This is a genomic window from uncultured Dechloromonas sp. (genome assembly GCF_945957265.1).
Lineage (GTDB): Bacteria > Pseudomonadota > Gammaproteobacteria > Burkholderiales > Rhodocyclaceae > Azonexus.
The window spans coordinates 1-19,003 of record NZ_CAMFKO010000016.1; the positions used below are offsets into that span (position 1 = coordinate 1).

A 19,003-nucleotide genomic window follows, 5' to 3' on the forward strand; every position below is an offset into this window, starting at 1 on the left:
CGGATGAACAACGTTTAACTCAAACCCCGTTTACACAAAATTCCGGACACGCCCGGGTGTAACCGGAAAGGCGTCGAACTTCAGACTCTTCGATTAGATAGCGATATCGCTCACACCATGGGCTGAGAGCTGTCATCCCTTCTTCCTTTTCCGCCCATTAACAATTTCTGACGTTGCAGCGAATTCTTGAGATGCAGCCAACGAATTTCGCTTCGGTTTTCCGGCTTTTCGGCTTCCAGAATCCCATTCCATCCCTGTCTCTACATGAAATGCTTCCCTTTGCTCAGCATTCACTGCGGCACGGTGAACAAAAAATTCGCGGCGATGATTAGCCCGGATACGCCCGAGCTCGGCTAGTTCAGGAAGTGATATGTAAAGCTGGCTGTCACTGTCCCTTAGCGGCAACTCCGCACCGACTTCGATGATTTCTCCAGCCAAATCGACCCATCCCTGGCGAGTGCTCAAATCAAACATATAGCCAGTCACGTCAGCGACCCGGCCTGCTACAACACGCCTTAGAAGCCCAGTCTCTCTGAGTCTGTTGGAGCAGAAGCGGGAACCATGCAAATACGCCCCATCCTCTTGAGCTTTAAACAGCACGGGCGTCAGCAACGCACGTACTGCCGCTTCAAATGGAACGTTATGGGCATCTGTTCGGTATCGACTCGCCAGATAATTCCAGATTCCTAAAGGTGTTGGATTAACCCCAGCCTTTAACATAGCGGGAGTCATGCGATCTAAACTGAAAATTGATTGATTGTCTCTGATGGTTCGCCGGATCTCTCGAGCTGCCAGCTGACAATAATTCAATTTGCTCTGGACATATGAAGGAGCCCCTTCAAGATTCATATCTCTGGGATGGGAAGACTCGACCGTTGCCTTTGATTGCCCGGCGAAGGATGGGGCCAGCTCACGAATTGGGATTCTTAACTCTATCTCTCTGATCAAATCAACAATTGCACCAGGCCCTCGGTCCAAGGTCATCCATGAGGGCCATCCCACACATGGCCAGTCCCCTGGGCTTATATTCATCCCAAAATAACTGCAAAACGTGACCTTGCTAATAGCCATGGAGAATAGGGCCATACGGTAACCTGTCACACACTTCCTGCCACCACCCATGATCCTTGAAGTCGCTCCACTGCAAATCCGAACCGGTCAAGCTGCGGAGTTCGAGGTAGCTTTTCGCAAGGCTCAACACATCATTTCGTCAATGCCTGGATACGTGTCGCATGAACTGCAACGTTGTCTCGAACGGCCGGATGAATACGTTCTTTTGGTCCGCTGGCTATCCCTTGAGGCTCATGAGACTGGTTTCCGTGCGTCACCCGAATATCAGGAATGGCGGCGGCTTCTCCATCACTATTATGAGCCTTTCCCCACTGTTTCTCACTATGAGGCAGTTCCAGGCGCGATCAGCGGCTAACTCACAATTCGAGGTGCCGAAAGCTCATGACTCTCTAAGTCAAGTTCGATTGGCAGATACAGGGTGGATTGCTGTCATTCAGCCCAGCCATAACTAAGGTCTGCTTTGGCCGAACAGCGGAACTTGGCTACTTGAAATTAATGGCGTCTTAGCCGGTTCGGTCCGAGAATTAAAGAAATGACACCCTCGGAATGCCGGGTAAAAATGTAGCCCTAGAACGGAGTAGAAATTGGCCATTCTGCTTTTTTTCGACTGTGAATTCACAGACCTGAGCAGTTCTGCATCGTTGATCTCAGCGGGGTTCATTTGCCAATCAGGCGAGCAGTTTTACGCCGAGTTGGCCGAATACAGAGTCGACTCCTGCAATGATTTTGTGAAGGCTACGGTTCTACCTTTGCTATCGCGGCGCCCAATTTCATCGGCTGATTTCGTTGTCTTGCTGACTGATTGGCTTAGCAATTTGGGTCAAGATTTCGTTTTCATCTCCGATTCCGATTGGGATCAGAAGATACTAACCAACACCTTTACCTCCGTCGGCAAATCAATCTCGGCCAACTGGCATTTCCTGAAAACGCCGGACAACTTCACAAATGGCACGCAACGCTGTTTGTTTAACGACGAAATGGCGGCGTTTTTTCTGCGCCACCCTGACGAAAACCCTCACCACGCGTTGTCAGATGCTCGAGCGATCCGCAATGCATACCTGCGAGCCGAGTCCGGACCATAGTTGGTACCCATAAGCCGGCTACTACGACCCAAGGCCAATATGTCATTCCCAATGCCAAAGACAACTTTCACTCCAACAGGCTGAATCACCCCGGATTTTGTAGTCACCACAAAGGGCTGCATTGAATTGATCAGCGGTCGGCACATTGCGCGGAGTCGAACATCAGCAAAGGCCGAAAAATTCAAGTTCAAAATAAAGGCCCAGCAGTTGCTGGGCCTCACTTACTTCAGTAGCCAGGCCACTTTATCGACTAACTTTGCAACGCAGTTTCGACAGACTTAATAACAACTCGACAGACTTTGCTGCAAACAATCAAGCGGTACTTACCAGTTCGGTTCGCGCTCCGGTGTCGCGGTGATTTTGTGGATGCTGAGGTCGGCCCCCTGGTATTCCTCTTCCTGATCCAGGCGCAGGCCCAGCGTCGCCTTCAGGGCGCCATAGACGATGGTGCCGCCGACCAGGGCGACGACGATGGCCAGCGCGGTCATGATCAGTTGCGGCATGAAGGCGATACCGCCGGCGCCGCCGAAAGCCTTGGTGCCGAAGATGCCGGCCGCGATGCCGCCCCAGGCGCCGCAAAGACCGTGCAGGGGCCAGACGCCGAGGACGTCGTCGATCTTCCAGCGGTTCTGGGTCAGGGTGAACATCACCACGAACAGGCCGCCGGCCACGCCGCCGACAACCAGCGCCCCAATCGGGTGCATCAGGTCGGAACCGGCACAGACCGCGACCAGGCCGGCGAGCGGGCCGTTGTGCAGGAAGCCGGGGTCGTTCTTGCCCATCAGCAGGGCGACCAGGGTGCCGCCGACCATGGCCATCAGCGAATTCAGGGCGACCAGGCCGGAGATCTTGTCCAGGGTCTGCGCGCTCATCACGTTGAAGCCGAACCAGCCGACGGTCAAAATCCAGGCGCCAAGCGCCAGAAAGGGGATCGAGGATGGCGGATGCGCGGAAATGCGGCCGTCCTTGCTGTAGCGACCATAGCGTGCGCCGAGCAGGAGCACGGCCGGCAGGGCGATCCAGCCGCCCATGGCATGCACGACGACCGAACCGGCGAAGTCATGGAACTCTTCGCCGAAGGTCGCCTTCAGCCAGGCTTGCACGCCGAAGGCCTGATTCCAGGCGATGCCCTCGAAGAACGGATAGACGAAGCCGACCAGCATGAAGGTGGCGATCAGCTGCGGGTGGAACTTGGCGCGCTCGGCAATGCCGCCGGAAATGATGGCGGGAATGGCCGCGGCGAAGGTCAGCAGGAAGAAGAACTTGGTCAGTTCAAAACCGTTCTTGTCCATCAGGGTTTCGACGCCGGAGAAGAAATTGACGCCGTAGGCAATGCTGTAGCCGACAAAGAAGTAGGCGATGGTCGACACGCCGAAGTCGCTCAGTATCTTGACCAGCGCGTTGACCTGGTTCTTCTTGCGCACCGTTCCCACCTCGAGAAAGGCGAAGCCCGCGTGCATGGCCAGCACCATGATGGCGCCGAGCAGGATGAACAAGACGTTACTACCGGATTGATATGCTTCCATGAAACCCCCAATGCAAAGATGGCGAACGGAAAAGCAAGCACCATTCCAGTGCGCAAAAAATGTTACAAATCAGTGCGTTGCCAAAGTCATTTGCGCGAAATTCGCACCATGATGGTGCGAATTTCAGGTACCACGCTCGTTATCGGTGCGCCCGCGCCTCATTTCGGAGCAAGCTCGGCGGGCAAGAGCACCCACATGCGGCCGCCCTGCTTCATGCGACCGGCCTGCTCGCCGGCCTCCTTGCCGAAACCCCAGAAAAAGTCGGCGCGCACCGCACCCTTGATGGCGCCGCCGGTATCCTGGGCCAGGACCAGGCGATTCATCGGCTGCGTCGTATTCGGCCGGGTGGTCGCCAGGAACACCGGCGAACCGAGCGCAATCGAGCGCGGATCGATGGCGATGCTGCGTTCGGCGGTCAGGGGCACGCCCAGGGCGCCGATCGGCCCGTCGTTGCTGTTCGGCACCTCGCGGAAGAAGACATAGCTGGGGTTGGCGTTGAGCAACCCGTCCAGGCGCGCCGGATTGGCCCGCGCCCAAGCCTGGATGCCCTGCATCGACGCCTCCTCCAGCTTCAGCTCGCCGCGCTCGACCAGGGCCTTGCCGATCGATTGATAGGGGTGCCCGTTCTGGTCGGCGTAGTTCAGGCGCACCATGCCGCCGTCGGCCAGCTGGACGCGCCCCGAGCCCTGCACCTGCAGGAAGAAGAGTTCCACCGCATCGTCGACGTAGAGCAGGGTCTTGCCCGGCACCTTGTCGCCCCTGGCCGAAATTTCGGCGCGCGACCAATACGGAACGACCTTGTTGCCTTCGAGGCGACCGCGCACCCGCTTGTCCTTCAGCTCCGGGAAGACGGCAGACAGATCGATGGTCAGCAGGTCGTCGGGAACGCCGCGGACCGGCTGCTCGTAGCCCTTGGCCCGGTTGCGGCTGCCGCGTAGCAGGGGCTCGTAGTAGCCGGTGACCAGGCCGTTGGCCCCGTCGCCGTTGGAGACGGCGTAGGGTTTCAGGTGCTGCTCGAAGAAACGGCGGGGCTGGTGGCCCGGCTTGCCATCGGCTGCCCGGGCCAGATCGCAGACCCGTTTCCAGCCCGGCCCGTTCGGCTTGCTCGCCACGCCGCGGCAGCTTTGCAGGAAGGGCGCCCAGGCCGCGGCGACATCGTCCTCCGCCCAGCCCGGCAGGTCGCTCCAGGCGGCGGCGCTCAAGGTCCGGACGAACGGCGCCGGCGTGGCGACCGGAGGAGGCTGCACGACGGCCGGGCAGGCTGCGCAGGTCGGGCACGGTGGACAGACGAGCGGCGCCGGCGTCGGCGGCGTGGTCGAACAGGCGGCCAGGAGCGCCAAAATTAAAGTGGCGGCCGTTTGGATTTTTCGCATGGGTTTCGCTAGAGTTCTCGGTTTGCCGCGAAGTATACCTGCCACCATGACAGAATCCTTGAATCTGGAACGCCTGCTCGCTCGTGCCGAGGCCGTGCTCGGGCGCCTCGAAGCCACCCTCCCCCTGCCGCCGGCCGCCCCCGACTGGGAGAGCGCCGTCGCCTTCCGCTGGCGCAAGAGCCAGCATCGCGGCTGGCTGCAGGCGGTCCGCCACCCGCACCCGATCCGCCTGGCCGACCTCGAAACGATCGACGACCAGAAGGAGCGCATCGTCGCCAACACCCGCCAGTTCGTCGCCGGCCGCAGCGCCAACAACGTGCTGCTCACCGGCTCGCGCGGCTCGGGCAAGTCCTCGCTGGTCAAGGCCGTGCTCAACGAGTTTTCGCACCGGGGGCTGCGTCTGATCGAGGTGGACAAGGAAGACCTGATCGACTTGTCCGACATTCTCGACCTGCTCGAAGGCCGCCCGGAGAAGTTCATCATCTTCTGCGACGACCTGTCGTTCGAGGCCGGCGAAACCTCGTACAAGGCGCTGAAATCGGTTCTCGACGGCTCCATCGCGGCGCCGCCGGACAACGTGCTGATCTACGCCACCTCGAACCGGCGCCACCTGATGCCCGAGTATTTCTCGGAAAATCTCGAAACACACACGGTCAACGACGAAATCCGCCCCGGTGACACGACCGAGGAAAAGGTGTCGCTGTCGGACCGCTTCGGCCTGTGGATTTCCTTCTACCCGTTCAGCCAGGACGACTATCTCGCCGTCTTCCAGCACTGGGCGCGCGAACTGGGTGTGGCCCCGGAAGTGATCGCCGCCAGCGAGCGCGAGGCGCTGAACTGGTCGCTCGGCCGCGGTTCGCGCTCGGGCCGCGTCGCCTGGCAGTTTGCCAAGGACTTGGCCGGGCGCCAGAAACCCGCGCGGAAGAAAACCCGGTGAGCGCCATCGTCGAAGTCGCCGCTGCCGTGATGCTGCGCGCCGACGGCCGCGAATTTCTGCTCGCCCAGCGCCCGGAAGGCAAGGTCTACGCCGGTTACTGGGAGTTTCCCGGCGGCAAGGTCGAGCCGGGCGAAACGGTGCGCCAGGCGCTGATCCGCGAACTGCAGGAAGAACTCGGCATCACCGTGACCGCCTGCTCGCCGTGGCTGACCCGCGTCTTCACCTACCCGCACGCCACCGTCCGCCTCAACTTCTGGCGCGTCACCGCCTGGGACGGCGAAATCGGCATCACGGCGCCGCTCGAGCATTCGGCCGTCGACTGGCTGCCGGTCGGCCGGCCGGCCAGCGTCGCCCCCATCCTGCCAGCCAACGATCCCATCCTGAAAGCCCTGTCCCTGCCGACGACGATGGCCATCACGATGGCCGAAAGCGAGGGCACGGAACGCCAGCTCGAGCGCCTGGAAGAAGCCCTGCTCGGCGGCCTGCGCCTGGTCCAGGTCAGGGACAAGGGCTGGCCCCCGGCGCAACGCCTGTGGTTTGCCGAAACCGTGTGCCGGCTGGCGCACAGCCATGGCGCGCTGGTCGTCATCAACGACGACGCGGACATCGCGCGCCGCGTCGGCGCCGACGGACTGCACCTGTCGGCCGCCCGGCTGGCCGGATCGAGCGAGCGCCCGGATTTCGCCTGGGTCGGCGCCTCCTGCCATACGGCCGCGGAAATCGCCCGGGCCGGCGAGCTCGGCCTCGACTACGCCCTGCTCGGGCCGGTCCTGCCGACGCCGACCCACCCGGAAGCCAAGGGCATCGGCTGGGCGGAATTCGGCCGCCTGCTCAGCGGCAATACGCTGCCGGTCTTCGCCCTGGGCGGCATGCGGCCGGAGATGCTGCCCGGCGCGCAGGAAAACGGCGCGCACGGCATCGCCCTGATGCGCGGATGGTGACAATCGTGAAAGGTCGGCGGCGGCCCGCGACGGGCCACGCCGCAAATCAGCGGGTCGGCGTGTCCGGGAACTCGAGGCCGGGCGCCCCCGCCTCGTCGTCGCCGCCCTGGCTCTCGATGCGATAGGACTCGCTGGCCCAGCAACCGAGATCGATCTGCTTGCAGCGCTCGGAACAGAACGGGCGCCACAGGTTTTCCGGCGCCCAGAGCGCGTCCTCACCGCATTGCGGACAGCGGACCTTGCGTGCGGCCATCAGAGATTACAGAAGGTGAGGTCGAAGGCGACATCGCGCTCGCAGCCCCGGGCCTTGATTTCGCCGGCCGGCGGCTTGGTGAAGCGGATGTTCAGGAAATACTTGTTGGCGCTGACTTCGGGAATCGCCTGCTCGTCGACGGCGAGCGAGACGCGCACCATCTGCGCCGCCGAACCGCCGAGGTTGAGCTGGAACTGGCCGAGCGCCGCGGTGTAGTTCTTCGGGCGGCCGCTGGAGCGCAACAGGCGCAGCACGATGGCCGCCGCATCGCGCAGCGGCAGCATCGGCTTGGTCCAGGCTTCCAGCGCATCGCGCCGCGTTTCGAGCGGGCGGTGCAGCCACCAGTGGTAGGACGGCAGATCGAATTCGCAGACCCCGCCGGGAATCACGGCACGGCTCTTGATGCTCATCAGCCAGTCGTTCTCGCGCAGGTATTGGCCGATCTTGCCGTGCATGCCGAGCAAGGCCGCCGACGACTGCTCGATTTCGTAGAGCGCGCCGGACAGCGCCTCTTCGGAAATGTCGGGGTTATTGCGGAAGGCGAGCAGCGTCTGGCGCTGGCGCTCGAGTTCCTGGATCAGGTCCATCTTCAGGTCGGCACGCCCGGCGACTTCGAGAATCTCGAACAGCGACACCAGGGCCGCATGGTGCTCCAGTGCGCCTTCTTCCTGCGTGAAATACGCGGCTTTCTCGAACAAATCCTCGAGACGCAGCAATGTGCGGATGCGCTCGTTGAACGGATATTCGTAGGTGATCACGCGAAGGATGGCCCGAAAAGACGGAAATTTTGTTTATTCTGAGCTATTTGCAGGCAAATCTCAACAGCCTGCTTTAACTTTTTCGGCAGAAAGGCGTAGATATTTTTGATGCAAGGCGAGCACTTGTGGGTAAATTTTTGTAGTTTCGCCATCGTTGAGCACGACATCATCCGCCACGGCAAGACGTTGCGCCCGGCTGGCCTGGGCCGCCATGATCGCCGCCACGTCCTCGCGCGCCATGCCGTTGCGCGCCATGACGCGCTCGATTTGCAGGCTCTCGGGACAATCGACGACGACGATCCGGTCGCAGCGCTGGCGATAGTTGCCCGACTCGACGAGCAGCGGCACTGCCAGGATCACGTAGGGCGCAGCGGCATCCCGGCAGCGCTCGTCGGACAGGCGGCGAATCAGCGGATGCAGGACCGCCTCGAGCCGCCCCCGCGCCGACGGATCGGCGAAGACGCGCCGCCGCATCGCGGCGCGGTCGAGGGCTCCCGCGCCGTCGGCGATGTCCGCCCCGAAGCCGGCGATCAAGGCCGGCATCGCCGCGCCATCGGGCGCCGTCAGTTCGTGCGCGATGGCATCGGTATCGACCAGCGCCGCACCCTGCGCGACGAACAGGTCGGCCACCGTGCTCTTGCCGCTGCCGATCCCACCCGTCAGCCCGACGATATAGCCGCTCACTTGCAGGCCAGCGCGTCGGTTTTCTGCACGGCGTCGGCCACCGCGGCGATGAGCGCCGCCTTCTGGGCGGCCGGGCCGCGCACCTGCAGGGCGACGACCGTTTCCTTGCTCGGGCGCGGTCCGAACACCGCCGAACGGACGCCCTTGGCCTTGAGCTCGGCCAGCCGGTCGCTGCCGCCCTTCTCGGAACTGAAGATGCCGAGCGAAATGGCATGCCGGCTCGGGCCGTCCTGGACGATGAAGAAATCGCTGATCCCCAGGTCGCGCAATTCCCCGGCCTTCTTGTCGGCCTCGGCCTTGCCCGGCAGCGAGGGGATATAGACCCACCAGCCGTTACCCTCGGCCGCCGTCGCCTTGCGGCTCAGCTTGAATTCGGCAAAGCGCTTGCCCATCATCGCCGTCACCTTGTCGGCCTCGGCCGGGGTCAGTTGTCGCCAGGCCACGCAGACCGGGGCGCCCGGCTTTTCCGTTGCGGCTTCCTTGGGCGCTTCCGCCTTGCTGTCGGGCTCCGGTGCGGCTTCCGGCCTGGCGGCCTCGCTCTCGGGAAGCGGCGCCGGCTCGGGCTTGGCCGGAGGCGGCGCGGCAGGCGCCTCGCCGCGCGAGACGATGCGCAGGCGCTCCGGCACGAGCTGCTGCTCGACCCGGCCGGCATCCGGGTTGTCCGAATGACCGAGGTAGCCGGCGGTGAAAGCGTAGAACAGCAGATTGCCGAGAACGAGCAGGAAGACCAGAAGCTTCACGGGATCAGCCCACCTTCGGCAGGTGCTTCAACGACTCGGCGATGGCTTCCTGCGGATAGTCGTAGTCCTCCAGCTGGCCGGAGAAATAGCGGTCGTAGGAGGCCATGTCGAAGTGGCCGTGGCCGGTCAGGCAGAAGAGGATGGTCTTGGCCTCGCCGGTCGCCTTGCAGCGCAGCGCTTCGTCGATGGCGGCGCGGATCGCGTGGCAGGACTCGGGCGCCGGGATTATGCCCTCGGCGCGGGCGAACTGCACGCCGGCCTCGAAGGTCGCCACCTGCGGCACGGCCACCGCTTCGAGCAGCTTTTCGTGGAAGAGCTGCGAGACCAGCGGCGAATCGCCGTGGTAGCGCAGGCCGCCGGCGTGGATGCCGGGCGGCATGAAGTCATGGCCGAGGGTGTACATCTTCATGATCGGCGTGTAGCCGGAGGCATCGCCGTAGTCGTAGGTGTAGGCGCCCTTGGTCAGCGTCGGGCAGGAGGTCGGCTCGACGGCGACGCAGCGCAGGTTGGCGGCGCGCTTGTCGCCGGCCGCCTTGTCGGCGAGGAAGGGGAAGGCGATACCGCCGAAGCTGGAACCGCCGCCGCAGGGGCCGAAGATCACGTCCGGGTAGAGGCCGATCTTGGCGAACTGCTTCTTGGCCTCCAGGCCGATCACCGTCTGGTGCAGCAGCACGTGGTTGAGCACCGAGCCGAGGGTGTAGCAGGTATTCGGATCGGCCGCCGCTTCCTCGACGGCTTCCGAAATGGCCAGGCCGAGGGAGCCCTGGCAATCCGGGTCGGCGGCCAGCGCGGCGCGGCCGGCGTTGGTCAGGTTGGTCGGGCTGGCGAAGACCTCGGCACCCCAGGTCTGCATCATCGAGCGGCGGAAAGGCTTCTGGCCGTAGCTAACCTTGACCATATAGACGCGCACCGGCAGGCCGAACATCTGGCCGGCGTAAGCGATCGACGAGCCCCACTGGCCGGCGCCGGTCTCGGTCGTCAGTTTTTTCGTGCCGGCCAGCTTGTTGTAGTAGGCCTGCGGCACGGCGGAGTTCGGCTTGTGCGAACCGGCCGGCGAGACGCCTTCGTACTTGAAGAAAATCTTGGCCGGCGTACCGAGCATCTGCTCCAGGCGCAGGGCGCGGCAGAGCGGGGCCGGGCGCCACTGGGCGTAAATCTGGCGGACTTCCTCGGGAATCGGGATCCAGCGTTCGGCCGACATTTCCTGCTCGAGGATGGGATCGGGGAAGATCGCCCCCATCGCCTCCGGCGGTACCGGGTTGCCATCCGGGCCGAGCGGTGGCGCCGGCGGGTTGGTCATGTCGGCGACGACGTTGTACCAGTGGGTGGGGATTTCTTCTTGTTCGAGGTTGATACGCAGCGGTGTCATTTTTTCTCTCTCCCTGCGGAGCGGTCCGCAAAGGCGGTAAATTAACCCAAAACCCTGCCCCGACCAAGGGTGAAGCGGGTAAAGTAGCGCCTGATTTTTGCCCGAAACAGCCGCCCCGCGTGACCTTCCATTCCCTGCTCCACCATGCCGCCAACAACATGCCATCCGGGATTTCCGTCGCGGCGGCAGCCGCCTGGACGGCCGACCACGGATTGCGCCTGGAATACCGGCTGCACGGCGCCATAGACACGCTTCGCCTGCCGCCCCCGGAGGCTCCGCAAGCCGCCGACGGCTTGTGGCAGCATACCTGCTGCGAGGCCTTCGTCGCCGTCGCCGGCGAGCCGGCCTACCGCGAATTCAATTTCTCGCCGTCGTCCCGCTGGGCAGCCTATCGCTTCGCCGCTTACCGGCAGCGCGACCTGGCCTGGCGGCCGGCGGCACATCCCGTCGTCGCGCTGCACGCCGCTGGCGACTGCCTCCGGCTGCTCGCCGACATTCCGGCCAGCCTGCTGCCCGCCGCCACCGGCCTCGAACTCGGCCTGACCGTCGTCGTCGAAACCCTGGCCGGCGACAAGAGCTACTGGGCCTTGCGCCATTGCGCCGAGCAACCCGACTTCCATCTTCGCGACAGTTTCACTCTGCACCTGAACCGCCCATGACCTCTTCCATCCTGTTCGGCATCGACCGACTGCTCGCCGAGCCCGAACTGCGCCGCCCCCTCGCTGGCCGCCGCATCGCCCTGCTCGCCCACCCGGCCTCGGTCACCGCCGACCTGACGCACAGCCTGGACGCCCTGGCCGCCCTGCCCGACCTCAAGCTCAGCGCCGCCTTCGGCCCGCAGCACGGGATCAAGGGCGACAAGCAGGACAACATGGTCGAATCGCCCGATTTCGTCGATCCGCAATTCGGCATCCCGATCTTCAGCCTGTACGGCGAAGTGCGCCGGCCGACCGCCGCGATGATGGACAGCTTCGACGTGCTGCTGGTCGATCTGCAGGACCTCGGCTGCCGCATCTACACCTTCATCACCACGCTGCGCTACGTGCTCGAAGCGGCCGCCGCGCACGGCAAGAGCGTCTGGGTGCTCGACCGCCCCAACCCGGCCGGCCGGCCGGTCGAGGGCCTGACCCTGCGCGCCGGCTGGGAAAGCTTCGTCGGCGCCGGGCCGATGCCGATGCGCCACGGCCTGACCATGGGCGAGCTGGGCGACTGGTTCATCAAGGAACTGGGCCTCGACATCGACTACCGCGTCATCGAAATGCGCGGCTGGCAGCCCGACGCCGCCCCCGGCCACGGCTGGCCGCTCGGCGAGCGGACCTGGATCAACCCCAGCCCGAACGCCCCCAACCTGTGGATGGCGCGCGCCTACGCCGGCACCGTGCTGCTCGAAGGCACGACGCTGAGCGAAGGCCGCGGCACGACGCGGCCGCTGGAGCTGTTCGGCGCGCCGGACATCGACGCCCGCGCCGTCATCGCCGACATGCAGGCCTTCGCCCCGCACTGGCTGGCCGGCTGCAAGCTGCGCGAAACCTGGTTCGAGCCGACCTTCCACAAGCATGCCGGCCAGCTCAACCACGGCGTGCAGATTCACTGCGAAGGCCCCTACTACGACCACGCCGCGTTCAAGCCCTGGCGTATCCAGACGCTCGCCTTCAAGGCGATCCGCCGGCTCTACCCGGAATACCCGCTGTGGCGCGATTTCGGCTACGAATACGAATTCGACCGCCTGGCCATCGACCTGATCAACGGCTCACCGCTGCTGCGCGCGTGGGTCGACGATGCGGCGGCAGGCCCGGACGACCTCGAGCGCCCGGCCGCAGCCGACGAGGCCGCCTGGTGCGCGGCGCGCGACGCCCATCTGCGCTATCGCTAGGATTTCGCAGCGCGACAGCCACCGCAGCATCAATTGTTGCTAATATGACATATCGAGGTTGACCGTCATATCGACACGAGGCTGGCGTGGCCCATCGTTACTGCTTCCTTCCGGAAAACCGGCTATACCGCATCGGCGCGGCGATCCTGCTGTGCCTGGGCATGGGCGCCGCGACGGGGGACGACAGCGCCGCGCCCCCTCCCGCCGCGCCAGCGCCGGCCCGCTTTGGCGTGCTGGCCTACCGACCGGCTCCTGAAACCGCGGCGCGCTGGCAACCGCTGATCGACTATCTCAACAGCACGCGGCCAAACCGGCCGCTCGTTCTGCTTCCCTTGCGCTACCCGGAGCTCGCCGATGCCGTAAGGAACAAGCAGATCGACTTCGTCTTCATGCAACCGGTTCATTACGTCCAGCTGGCCCAGGAACAGGATTTGCTGTCGCCGCTAGCCACCCTGGTCGAACGGGTCGGCGGCGACACCCATCTCGGGACTTTCGGCGGCGTCATCTTGAGCCGCAGCGACCGCCGCGACATCCAGCGCCTCGGCGACCTGCGCGGCAAGCGCATCGCGGCAAGCAGCCGCTCCTCGCTCGGCAGCTACCTGATGCAGGCCTACGAACTCCATCTTATCGGCGTCGAATTGCCGCAGGATGCGCAGATCGTCGAAACCGGCCTGCCTCAGGACAAGGCCGTCGAGGAATTGATCGCCGGCCGGGTGGATGCCGCCTTTGTCCGCACCGGCGTCATCGAAAGCATGCAGCGGGAAAACAAGCTCGACCTGGCGCACATCCGCGTCATCAACCGCCAACCCGCCGACCGCTACCCGCTTGCACTGTCGACCCGGCTCCACCCCGAATGGCCGGTTGCCGCCATGCCGTGGACCGACGACGACCTGGCCCGACAGGTGGCCGCCGCCCTCCTTTCCCTGCCGGCCGACAGCCCCGTGGCGCAAGCCGCGCAGATCAGAGGTTTCACGGTTCCCGGCGACTACCGCCCGGTCGACCGGCTGATGCGACAATTCCGTCTCCCGCCTTTCGACAGCCCACCGCAATTCACCTGGCTCGATGTCACCCGGCGCTATGGCATCGAGATCGCCATCGCGACCGTCAGCGGCCTGCTCGGCATGGTGCTGGCCGTGCTCAGCCTGTTGCGCAGCGTCCGCAAGCTGAAAACCGAGCGCGCCCTGACCGCCCAGGCCATGAGCAAGGTGGTCGCCGCCGAAAACCGCTTCCGCACGATTTTCGAGAATGTCGACGCCCTGGCCATCCAGGCCTATATGCCGGATGGCACCATCCACTACTGGAACCATGCCTCGGAAAACATCTACGGCTACACCGCGGAGGAAGCGGTGGGCAAGTCGCTGTTCGACCTGATCATCCCGCCCGCCATGCGCAGCGATGCCCTGAAGGCCGTACGCTGGATGCACGACAACAAGACCGGCATTCCCGCCAGCCGGCTGACCCTGATGCGCAAGGATGGCAGCCCGATCGACGTCTATTCCAGCCATGCCGTCGTCGACACGGCCGACCCCGGGCCGATGCTGTACTGCCTGGACATCGACCTGAGCGAGCTGTCGCGTACCGAGCGGGCCCTCCTGCACAGCGAATCGAAACAGCAGATGATCCTGCGCACGCTGGGCGAAGGCGTGTATGGCACCGACAGCAACGGCATCTGCACCTTCATCAATCCGGCCGGGCTGGCCCTGCTCGGCTTCCGGGAAGACGAGGTCATCGGCCGCGACACGCATGCCCTATTCCATCACCACCGCGCCGACGGAGCGCCGTTCCCGCTCGCCGAATGCGCGCTGCGGCAAACCATCCGGGACGGACAGACCCGACGCAACGACGACTACTTCTGGTGCAAGGACGGCAGCGGCTTTCCCGCCCGCGTCACCGTCTCGGCCATCAGCCGCGATGGCGCCATCGTCGGGGCCGTCACGGCCTTCTCCGACATCCGCGAAAGCCAGCGCATCACGCGCGAGCTGGAACTGCACCGCAACCATCTGGAAGCGCAGGTCCGGCAGCGAACCGAGCAGCTCGAGGTCGCCCGCCTCGGCGCCGAAGCCTCCAGCCGCTCGAAGAGCGCCTTCCTGGCCAACATGAGCCACGAGATCCGCACCCCGCTCAATGCCGTGCTGGGCATGGTCCACCTGCTGCGCCGCGATGCGCCGACACTCGAACAGCTCGACCGCCTGGACAAGATCGACTCCGCCTCGCAACACCTGCTGGCCGTCATCAACGACATTCTCGACATCTCGAAGATCGAAGCCGGCAAGCTGGTCCTCGACGAAACGACGGTCGACATCCGGAGCATCCTGTCCCGTGTCGTTTCCGTGCTCGGCGAACGCGCCCGCGAGAAAGGGCTGGACCTGCGGATCGAGTCCGACGAGTTCAGGCATTCGCTGATCGGCGACCCGACCCGCATCTCGCAGTGCCTGATCAACTTTGTCGGCAACGCCATCAAGTTCACCGAACAAGGGCAGATCGCCATCCGCGCCAGGCGCGTCTCCGAGAGCGACGACCGGGTCGAGATCCGCTTCGAGGTCGAGGACACCGGCCCGGGCATTCCGGAAGAATCCATCGGGCGCCTGTTCGGGAATTTCGAGCAGGCCGACAGTTCGACCAGCCGCAAGTTCGGCGGCACCGGCCTCGGCCTGGCGATCACCCGCCGCCTGGCCGAACTGATGGGCGGCACGGTCGGCGTTGACAGCCAGGTCGGCCGGGGCAGCCGCTTCTGGTTCACCGCCCAGCTGAAACCCAATGACGAAGCCCTGGAGTCGCTGCGCTCGACCATTGCCGGACTCACCCCGGAGGCCGTCCACTCCACGCTGGCCGGCCGCCATGTCCTGATCGTCGAGGATGAGTTCATCAACCAGGAAATCGCCCGCGAACTGCTCGCCGAACTGGGCGTCACCGCCGATACCGCCGGCAATGGCATACAGGCCATCGAACTGATCCAGCGCCAGCCCTACGACCTGGTGCTGATGGACATGCAGATGCCGGAAATGGACGGGCTGGAAGCCACGCAACGCATCCGGGCGATGCCGGAGTTCATGCTGCTGCCCATCGTCGCGATGACCGCCAATGCTTTCGCCGAGGACCGCGAGCGTTGCCTGGCGGCCGGCATGAACGATTTCCTGACCAAACCCGTGGAACCGCCCGAACTGAAGTCGCTGCTGCTGCGTCAGCTCGGCATCTGAGCGGGCCGCCCGGCCTGCGCCAGCACCCGCCCGGCCGCGACCACGCCGCGATACTGCGCCTCCTCGAACAGCGAAAAGCCCGACAGGTCGGCATGCGCCAGGAAAATGCGCGGATGCCGGAAATTCGCCAGCGACTCGCGCTCGCCGCCGAACAGTGCGCCGGGTACCGGGCGGCGCATGGCGTGCGCGTTGCGAAAGACGTCGAGGCGCGTGGCCAGGCGGCGGATATCCGGATGCACCCGCTCGAGTTCGGCCAGGATGCCCTCGGCCCAAGCCTCGCGCGGCGTGTCCAGCAGCAGGCGCCGCCCCTCGGCCGGGGCCACCTCGTTGAGCGCCCGGTAGTAGGTGAAGACCGTTCCGCCCTGGTGGCGACGCAGCAGTTGATGGCTGGCCGTCACGTAGCCCAGCCCCGGACTGTCGTAGAACACGTTGTCCCACGCCGGCGGCGCCCCGTAACGCTCTTCCGGCAACGCCGACAGATGCAGGTTGGCGGTCAGCCAGGGCGCGTAGTCGCCGGCCCGGGCCGCCGCCTTCAGCTCGTCCGGCAACGCCGGCCAGACGTGGGGCAAGACGAACGCCGGCGCCGCCCAGATCAGCTGCCGGGCCTGGTAGCGCACGACAGCGTCGCCAACCCGGACATCGGCGCTGACGCCCGCCCCGCCCTCCGCGATGCGGGCCACCGCGGCGCCGCAGAGCAGGCGTTCGCCGACGGTTTTTGCCAGGCCGCGCACCAGCCAGCCGTTGCCGTCGGCCGCGGTCAGGACGGTATCACCGGCTGCATTGCCGGCTTCGCCGTTGCGGCAGACAAAGTAATGCAGGCCGGCCCAGGCCGAGGTCTGCGCGTAATCGCAACCGTAATCGTCGCGGCAGGCGTAATTGGCCAGCCAATGCAGCGTCGGCGCCGTGAACCCGTTGTCGAGCAGCCACTGCCGGAAAGACAGGCGGTCCAGCGCACGCCATTCGGCATCCGCGCTGGACAGCGCCATGGGCAGGGCAAAGACGCGACGGCCGTCGCGCCCCCGCAGGCGCTTCAGTTCGTCCATCCGCGCGTGAAAGCGTTGCTGTTCGGCGCGCTCGCCGGCATCCAGGCCGCGATGCGGGAGCAGCCCTTCCTCCCATAGGCCGTTGCGGTAGACCCGCTCCTGCGGCGTGGCGCACAGGTAGCGCTCGTCGTAGAGCGGCCTCGGCGCGCCCGGGTCGCCCTGCAAGACGCCCAGCTCGGCCAGCAGCTCCCGCACGAGTGCAGCTTCCGTGCCGGGCAGGGGCAGGTAGTGGGCGCCCCACGGATAGGCGTGCGTCGCCGATTGCCCGCCCCGCGAGTTCCCCCCTGGGACCTCGTCCATCTCCAGCACCGTGAAATCGTCGTAGCCGTGGCGCGCCAGCCACCATCCGGCGGCCAGGCCCGAGATGCCGCCGCCGACGATCAGGACCCCGGTTTGCCGGGTCGCCGTCGGTGGCGGCAGCGTCGCATCGCGCAGACGATGGCCGCGCGCCAGGTTCATGCCGAGCAGTTCGCCCGGCGGCAGCGGCGGTTTTCCGGCGGGAACGCAACCGGCCAGGGCGGCAGCCCCGACCGTAGCCAGGAACTCCCGTCGGCTAGTCAAATTTCCGCAACGACAGGCTGACCGAAAGCTGCGCCCCCAGCCAGCCGAGGAGCGCGCCCAGGCCGGCCAGCACGGCCACCTCGCCGACGGCGGGCTGGCGGAAGGCGAAGGCGCTGCCGTAGAGCGCCGCCAGTTCGGCGATCGGCGCCGCCAGCAGGTAGAGGCCGCCGACCACCAGCCCGGCGGCCAGCAAGCCGCCCAGCGCGCCCTGCAGGGCGCCGAAGTAGTAGAACGGCCGGCGGATGAAGCCGTCGGTTGCGCCAATCATCCGCGCCACCTCGATCTCGGCCGACTGGGCCATGACCTGCAGGCGGATGGTGTTGAAGGTGACGGCGACCAGGCCGGCGGCGAACAGGCCGGCGAGCATCCACAGCGCCAGCTTGCCGAGGCGCAGGAAGGCATCGAAGCGCTTGACCCAGGCCGAATCGAGCTGGACGTGGGCGACCCTGGGCCAGCCGGCGATTTCCTTGCGCATGATTTCCAGCGCTTCCGGCTCGGTGTTCTTCGGCTCGACGACAAAGGCGTCGGGCAAGGGGTTGCGCGGCAGGCTGGCGACGATCTCGGCCATCCCATCGCTGGCCTGCATGCGTTTCAGCGCCTCCTCCCGGGGCACGAAGCGCCACTTGCCGGCCGACGCCGAACGCAGGCGATTTTCGATTTCAGCCACATCCTTCTTGCCCGCCTCCAGGCTCAGGAACAAGCTGATCTGCTGCACGCCGGTGGCGTTGCGCCCGAGATCGCGCAGGTTGTCGAGGACGACGTAGCCGAAGGCCGGCAGGGTCAGCGCAATGCCGATGACGAGCAGCGACAGCAGCGTGTTGAGGGGCGAGGCGAGCAGGCGGCGGAAGGCCAGCCCGAGCGCGGCGCGGTGTTGGGAGAACCAGGCGTTCATGCGACGACCCTCCCGTGGTCCAGGCGCAGCACGTTGGGGTGGTAGCGCTCGATCCAGGTCTGGTCGTGCGTGGCGACGACGACGGTGACGCCGACGCGATGAAAGTCGGCGAAGATTTCGAGGATTTCGGCGGCCGATTCGCTGTCGAGGTTGCCGGTCGGCTCGTCGGCGATCAGCACGGTCGGCCGGTTGACCACCGCGCGGGCGATCGCCAGGCGCTGCTGTTCGCCGCCGGACAGGGCGATCGGGTTGGCCTTCTCGCGCGCCAGCAGGCCGACCTTGTCGAGCGCCGCCTGGCCCCGGCGCACCGCCTCGCGATGCGGCAAGCCGGCGATCTGCAGCGGCAGCAGCACATTGTCGAGGGCGCTGCGATCGAACAGCAGCTTCTGGTCCTGGAAGACCATCCCGAAATGCCGGCGCACGTGCGGCATGGCGCTGCGCCGCAGGGCCGTCAGGTTCTGGCCGTTGACCACCAGGCTTCCCGAGGTCGGCCGTTCGATGGTCGACACCAGCTTGACCAGCGTCGTCTTGCCGGCGCCGGAATGGCCGGTGATGAGGACCATCTGGCCCGCATCGATGCGGAAGCTCGCATCCTTGACGGCCTCGAGGCCGCCCGGATAGCGCTTGGTCAGATTGCTGGCTTCAATCATTCTTGGTCGGTAGTCGTTAGTTACTAGCTGTTAGCTGGCATGTGGTTCATGGG

The 19,003-nt window shown here is 65.1% G+C and carries 18 protein-coding genes; 7 read left to right on the plus strand and 11 right to left on the minus strand.

Going from position 1 to position 19,003, the window contains the following annotated elements; all coding sequences use genetic code 11:
* Nucleotides 1-132 precede the first annotated feature (132 nt).
* Nucleotides 133-984, minus strand: a complete 852-nt coding sequence (locus Q0P59_RS10175; RefSeq protein ID WP_295006273.1) for a hypothetical protein — start codon at nt 982-984, stop codon at nt 133-135.
* A gap of 136 nt (nt 985-1,120) precedes the next feature.
* Between Q0P59_RS10175 and Q0P59_RS10180 the strand changes: the two genes are divergently transcribed.
* Together Q0P59_RS10180 and Q0P59_RS10185 are read left to right on the plus strand one after the other, a co-directional pair.
* A complete protein-coding gene (locus tag Q0P59_RS10180) occupies nt 1,121-1,426 on the plus strand; it encodes an antibiotic biosynthesis monooxygenase (protein WP_295006275.1) in 306 nt (101 codons plus the stop codon).
* Nucleotides 1,427-1,655: 229 nt separating this feature from the next.
* A complete protein-coding gene (locus tag Q0P59_RS10185) occupies nt 1,656-2,153 on the plus strand; it encodes a hypothetical protein (RefSeq protein WP_295006276.1) in 498 nt (165 codons plus the stop codon).
* A 323-nt stretch (nt 2,154-2,476) separates the two neighbouring features.
* On the opposite strand, the gene Q0P59_RS10190 is transcribed toward Q0P59_RS10185, so the two are convergent.
* Together Q0P59_RS10190 and Q0P59_RS10195 are read right to left on the minus strand one after the other, a co-directional pair.
* On the minus strand, nt 2,477-3,679 hold the full coding sequence (locus Q0P59_RS10190) for an ammonium transporter (protein ID WP_295006278.1): 1,203 nt from the start codon (nt 3,677-3,679) through the stop codon (nt 2,477-2,479).
* A 158-nt stretch (nt 3,680-3,837) separates the two neighbouring features.
* Entirely contained in the window at nt 3,838-5,052 is a 1,215-nt protein-coding gene (locus Q0P59_RS10195) for a murein transglycosylase A (RefSeq protein WP_295006280.1), read from the minus strand.
* A gap of 46 nt (nt 5,053-5,098) precedes the next feature.
* Between Q0P59_RS10195 and Q0P59_RS10200 the strand changes: the two genes are divergently transcribed.
* Together Q0P59_RS10200 and Q0P59_RS10205 are read left to right on the plus strand one after the other, a co-directional pair.
* On the plus strand, nt 5,099-5,989 hold the full coding sequence (locus tag Q0P59_RS10200; protein WP_295006282.1) for an ATP-binding protein: 891 nt from the start codon (nt 5,099-5,101) through the stop codon (nt 5,987-5,989).
* A complete protein-coding gene (locus Q0P59_RS10205) occupies nt 5,986-6,930 on the plus strand; it encodes a Nudix family hydrolase (protein WP_295006284.1) in 945 nt (314 codons plus the stop codon). Before Q0P59_RS10200 ends, Q0P59_RS10205 begins: the two co-directional genes overlap by 4 nt.
* Nucleotides 6,931-6,976: 46 nt before the next feature.
* Here Q0P59_RS10205 and Q0P59_RS10210 read toward each other — a convergent pair whose 3' ends face one another.
* The 5 genes from Q0P59_RS10210 to Q0P59_RS10230 are packed head-to-tail and all read right to left on the minus strand — an operon-like array spanning nt 6,977 to nt 10,734.
* Nucleotides 6,977-7,183, minus strand: a complete 207-nt coding sequence (locus tag Q0P59_RS10210; protein ID WP_295006286.1) for a DNA gyrase inhibitor YacG — start codon at nt 7,181-7,183, stop codon at nt 6,977-6,979.
* Nucleotides 7,183-7,941 carry a cell division protein ZapD gene (zapD, locus tag Q0P59_RS10215; protein WP_295006289.1) on the minus strand — a complete coding sequence of 253 codons (759 nt, stop codon included), beginning with the start codon at nt 7,939-7,941 and terminating at the stop codon, nt 7,183-7,185. Before zapD ends, Q0P59_RS10210 begins: the two co-directional genes overlap by 1 nt.
* Nucleotides 7,942-8,001: 60 nt before the next feature.
* Entirely contained in the window at nt 8,002-8,625 is a 624-nt protein-coding gene (coaE, locus tag Q0P59_RS10220) for a dephospho-CoA kinase (protein ID WP_295006291.1), read from the minus strand.
* Nucleotides 8,622-9,365: an SPOR domain-containing protein gene (locus tag Q0P59_RS10225; RefSeq protein ID WP_295006293.1), complete on the minus strand. Its 744-nt coding sequence runs from the start codon at nt 9,363-9,365 to the stop codon at nt 8,622-8,624. The genes coaE and Q0P59_RS10225 overlap by 4 nt, the downstream gene beginning before the upstream one ends.
* A 4-nt stretch (nt 9,366-9,369) precedes the next feature.
* Nucleotides 9,370-10,734, minus strand: coding sequence for a TrpB-like pyridoxal phosphate-dependent enzyme (locus Q0P59_RS10230; RefSeq protein ID WP_295006295.1), 1,365 nt, complete (start codon nt 10,732-10,734; stop codon nt 9,370-9,372).
* Between the two features lie 119 nt (nt 10,735-10,853).
* Between Q0P59_RS10230 and Q0P59_RS10235 the strand changes: the two genes are divergently transcribed.
* The 3 genes from Q0P59_RS10235 to Q0P59_RS10245 all read left to right on the plus strand — a co-directional run bounded on the left by Q0P59_RS10235 (nt 10,854) and on the right by Q0P59_RS10245 (nt 15,804).
* The gene (locus tag Q0P59_RS10235) at nt 10,854-11,393 is read left to right on the plus strand and encodes a DOMON-like domain-containing protein (protein WP_295006297.1); all 540 of its coding nucleotides are present in this window, start codon (nt 10,854-10,856) and stop codon (nt 11,391-11,393) included.
* Nucleotides 11,390-12,607 (plus strand): DUF1343 domain-containing protein, encoded by a 1,218-nt coding sequence (locus Q0P59_RS10240; protein WP_295006299.1) that lies wholly within the window; start codon nt 11,390-11,392, stop codon nt 12,605-12,607. Before Q0P59_RS10235 ends, Q0P59_RS10240 begins: the two co-directional genes overlap by 4 nt.
* 86 nt (nt 12,608-12,693) lie before the next feature.
* On the plus strand, nt 12,694-15,804 hold the full coding sequence (locus tag Q0P59_RS10245) for a PhnD/SsuA/transferrin family substrate-binding protein (protein ID WP_295006301.1): 3,111 nt from the start codon (nt 12,694-12,696) through the stop codon (nt 15,802-15,804).
* Here the strand turns inward: Q0P59_RS10245 and Q0P59_RS10250 are convergent.
* From Q0P59_RS10250 to Q0P59_RS10260, 3 genes are read right to left on the minus strand one after another with little or no spacing between them, the layout of a single operon-like run.
* On the minus strand, nt 15,789-17,408 hold the full coding sequence (locus Q0P59_RS10250; RefSeq protein WP_295006303.1) for an FAD-dependent oxidoreductase: 1,620 nt from the start codon (nt 17,406-17,408) through the stop codon (nt 15,789-15,791). The two genes, Q0P59_RS10245 and Q0P59_RS10250, sit on opposite strands and share 16 nt — an antisense overlap.
* Nucleotides 17,401-18,300, minus strand: a complete 900-nt coding sequence (gene ftsX / locus Q0P59_RS10255) for a permease-like cell division protein FtsX (RefSeq protein WP_295006305.1) — start codon at nt 18,298-18,300, stop codon at nt 17,401-17,403. The genes Q0P59_RS10250 and ftsX overlap by 8 nt, the downstream gene beginning before the upstream one ends.
* Complete coding sequence (locus Q0P59_RS10260) at nt 18,297-18,950, minus strand: ATP-binding cassette domain-containing protein (protein ID WP_295006307.1); 654 nt, start codon at nt 18,948-18,950, stop codon at nt 18,297-18,299. Before Q0P59_RS10260 ends, ftsX begins: the two co-directional genes overlap by 4 nt.
* Nucleotides 18,951-19,003: the final 53 nt, after the last annotated feature.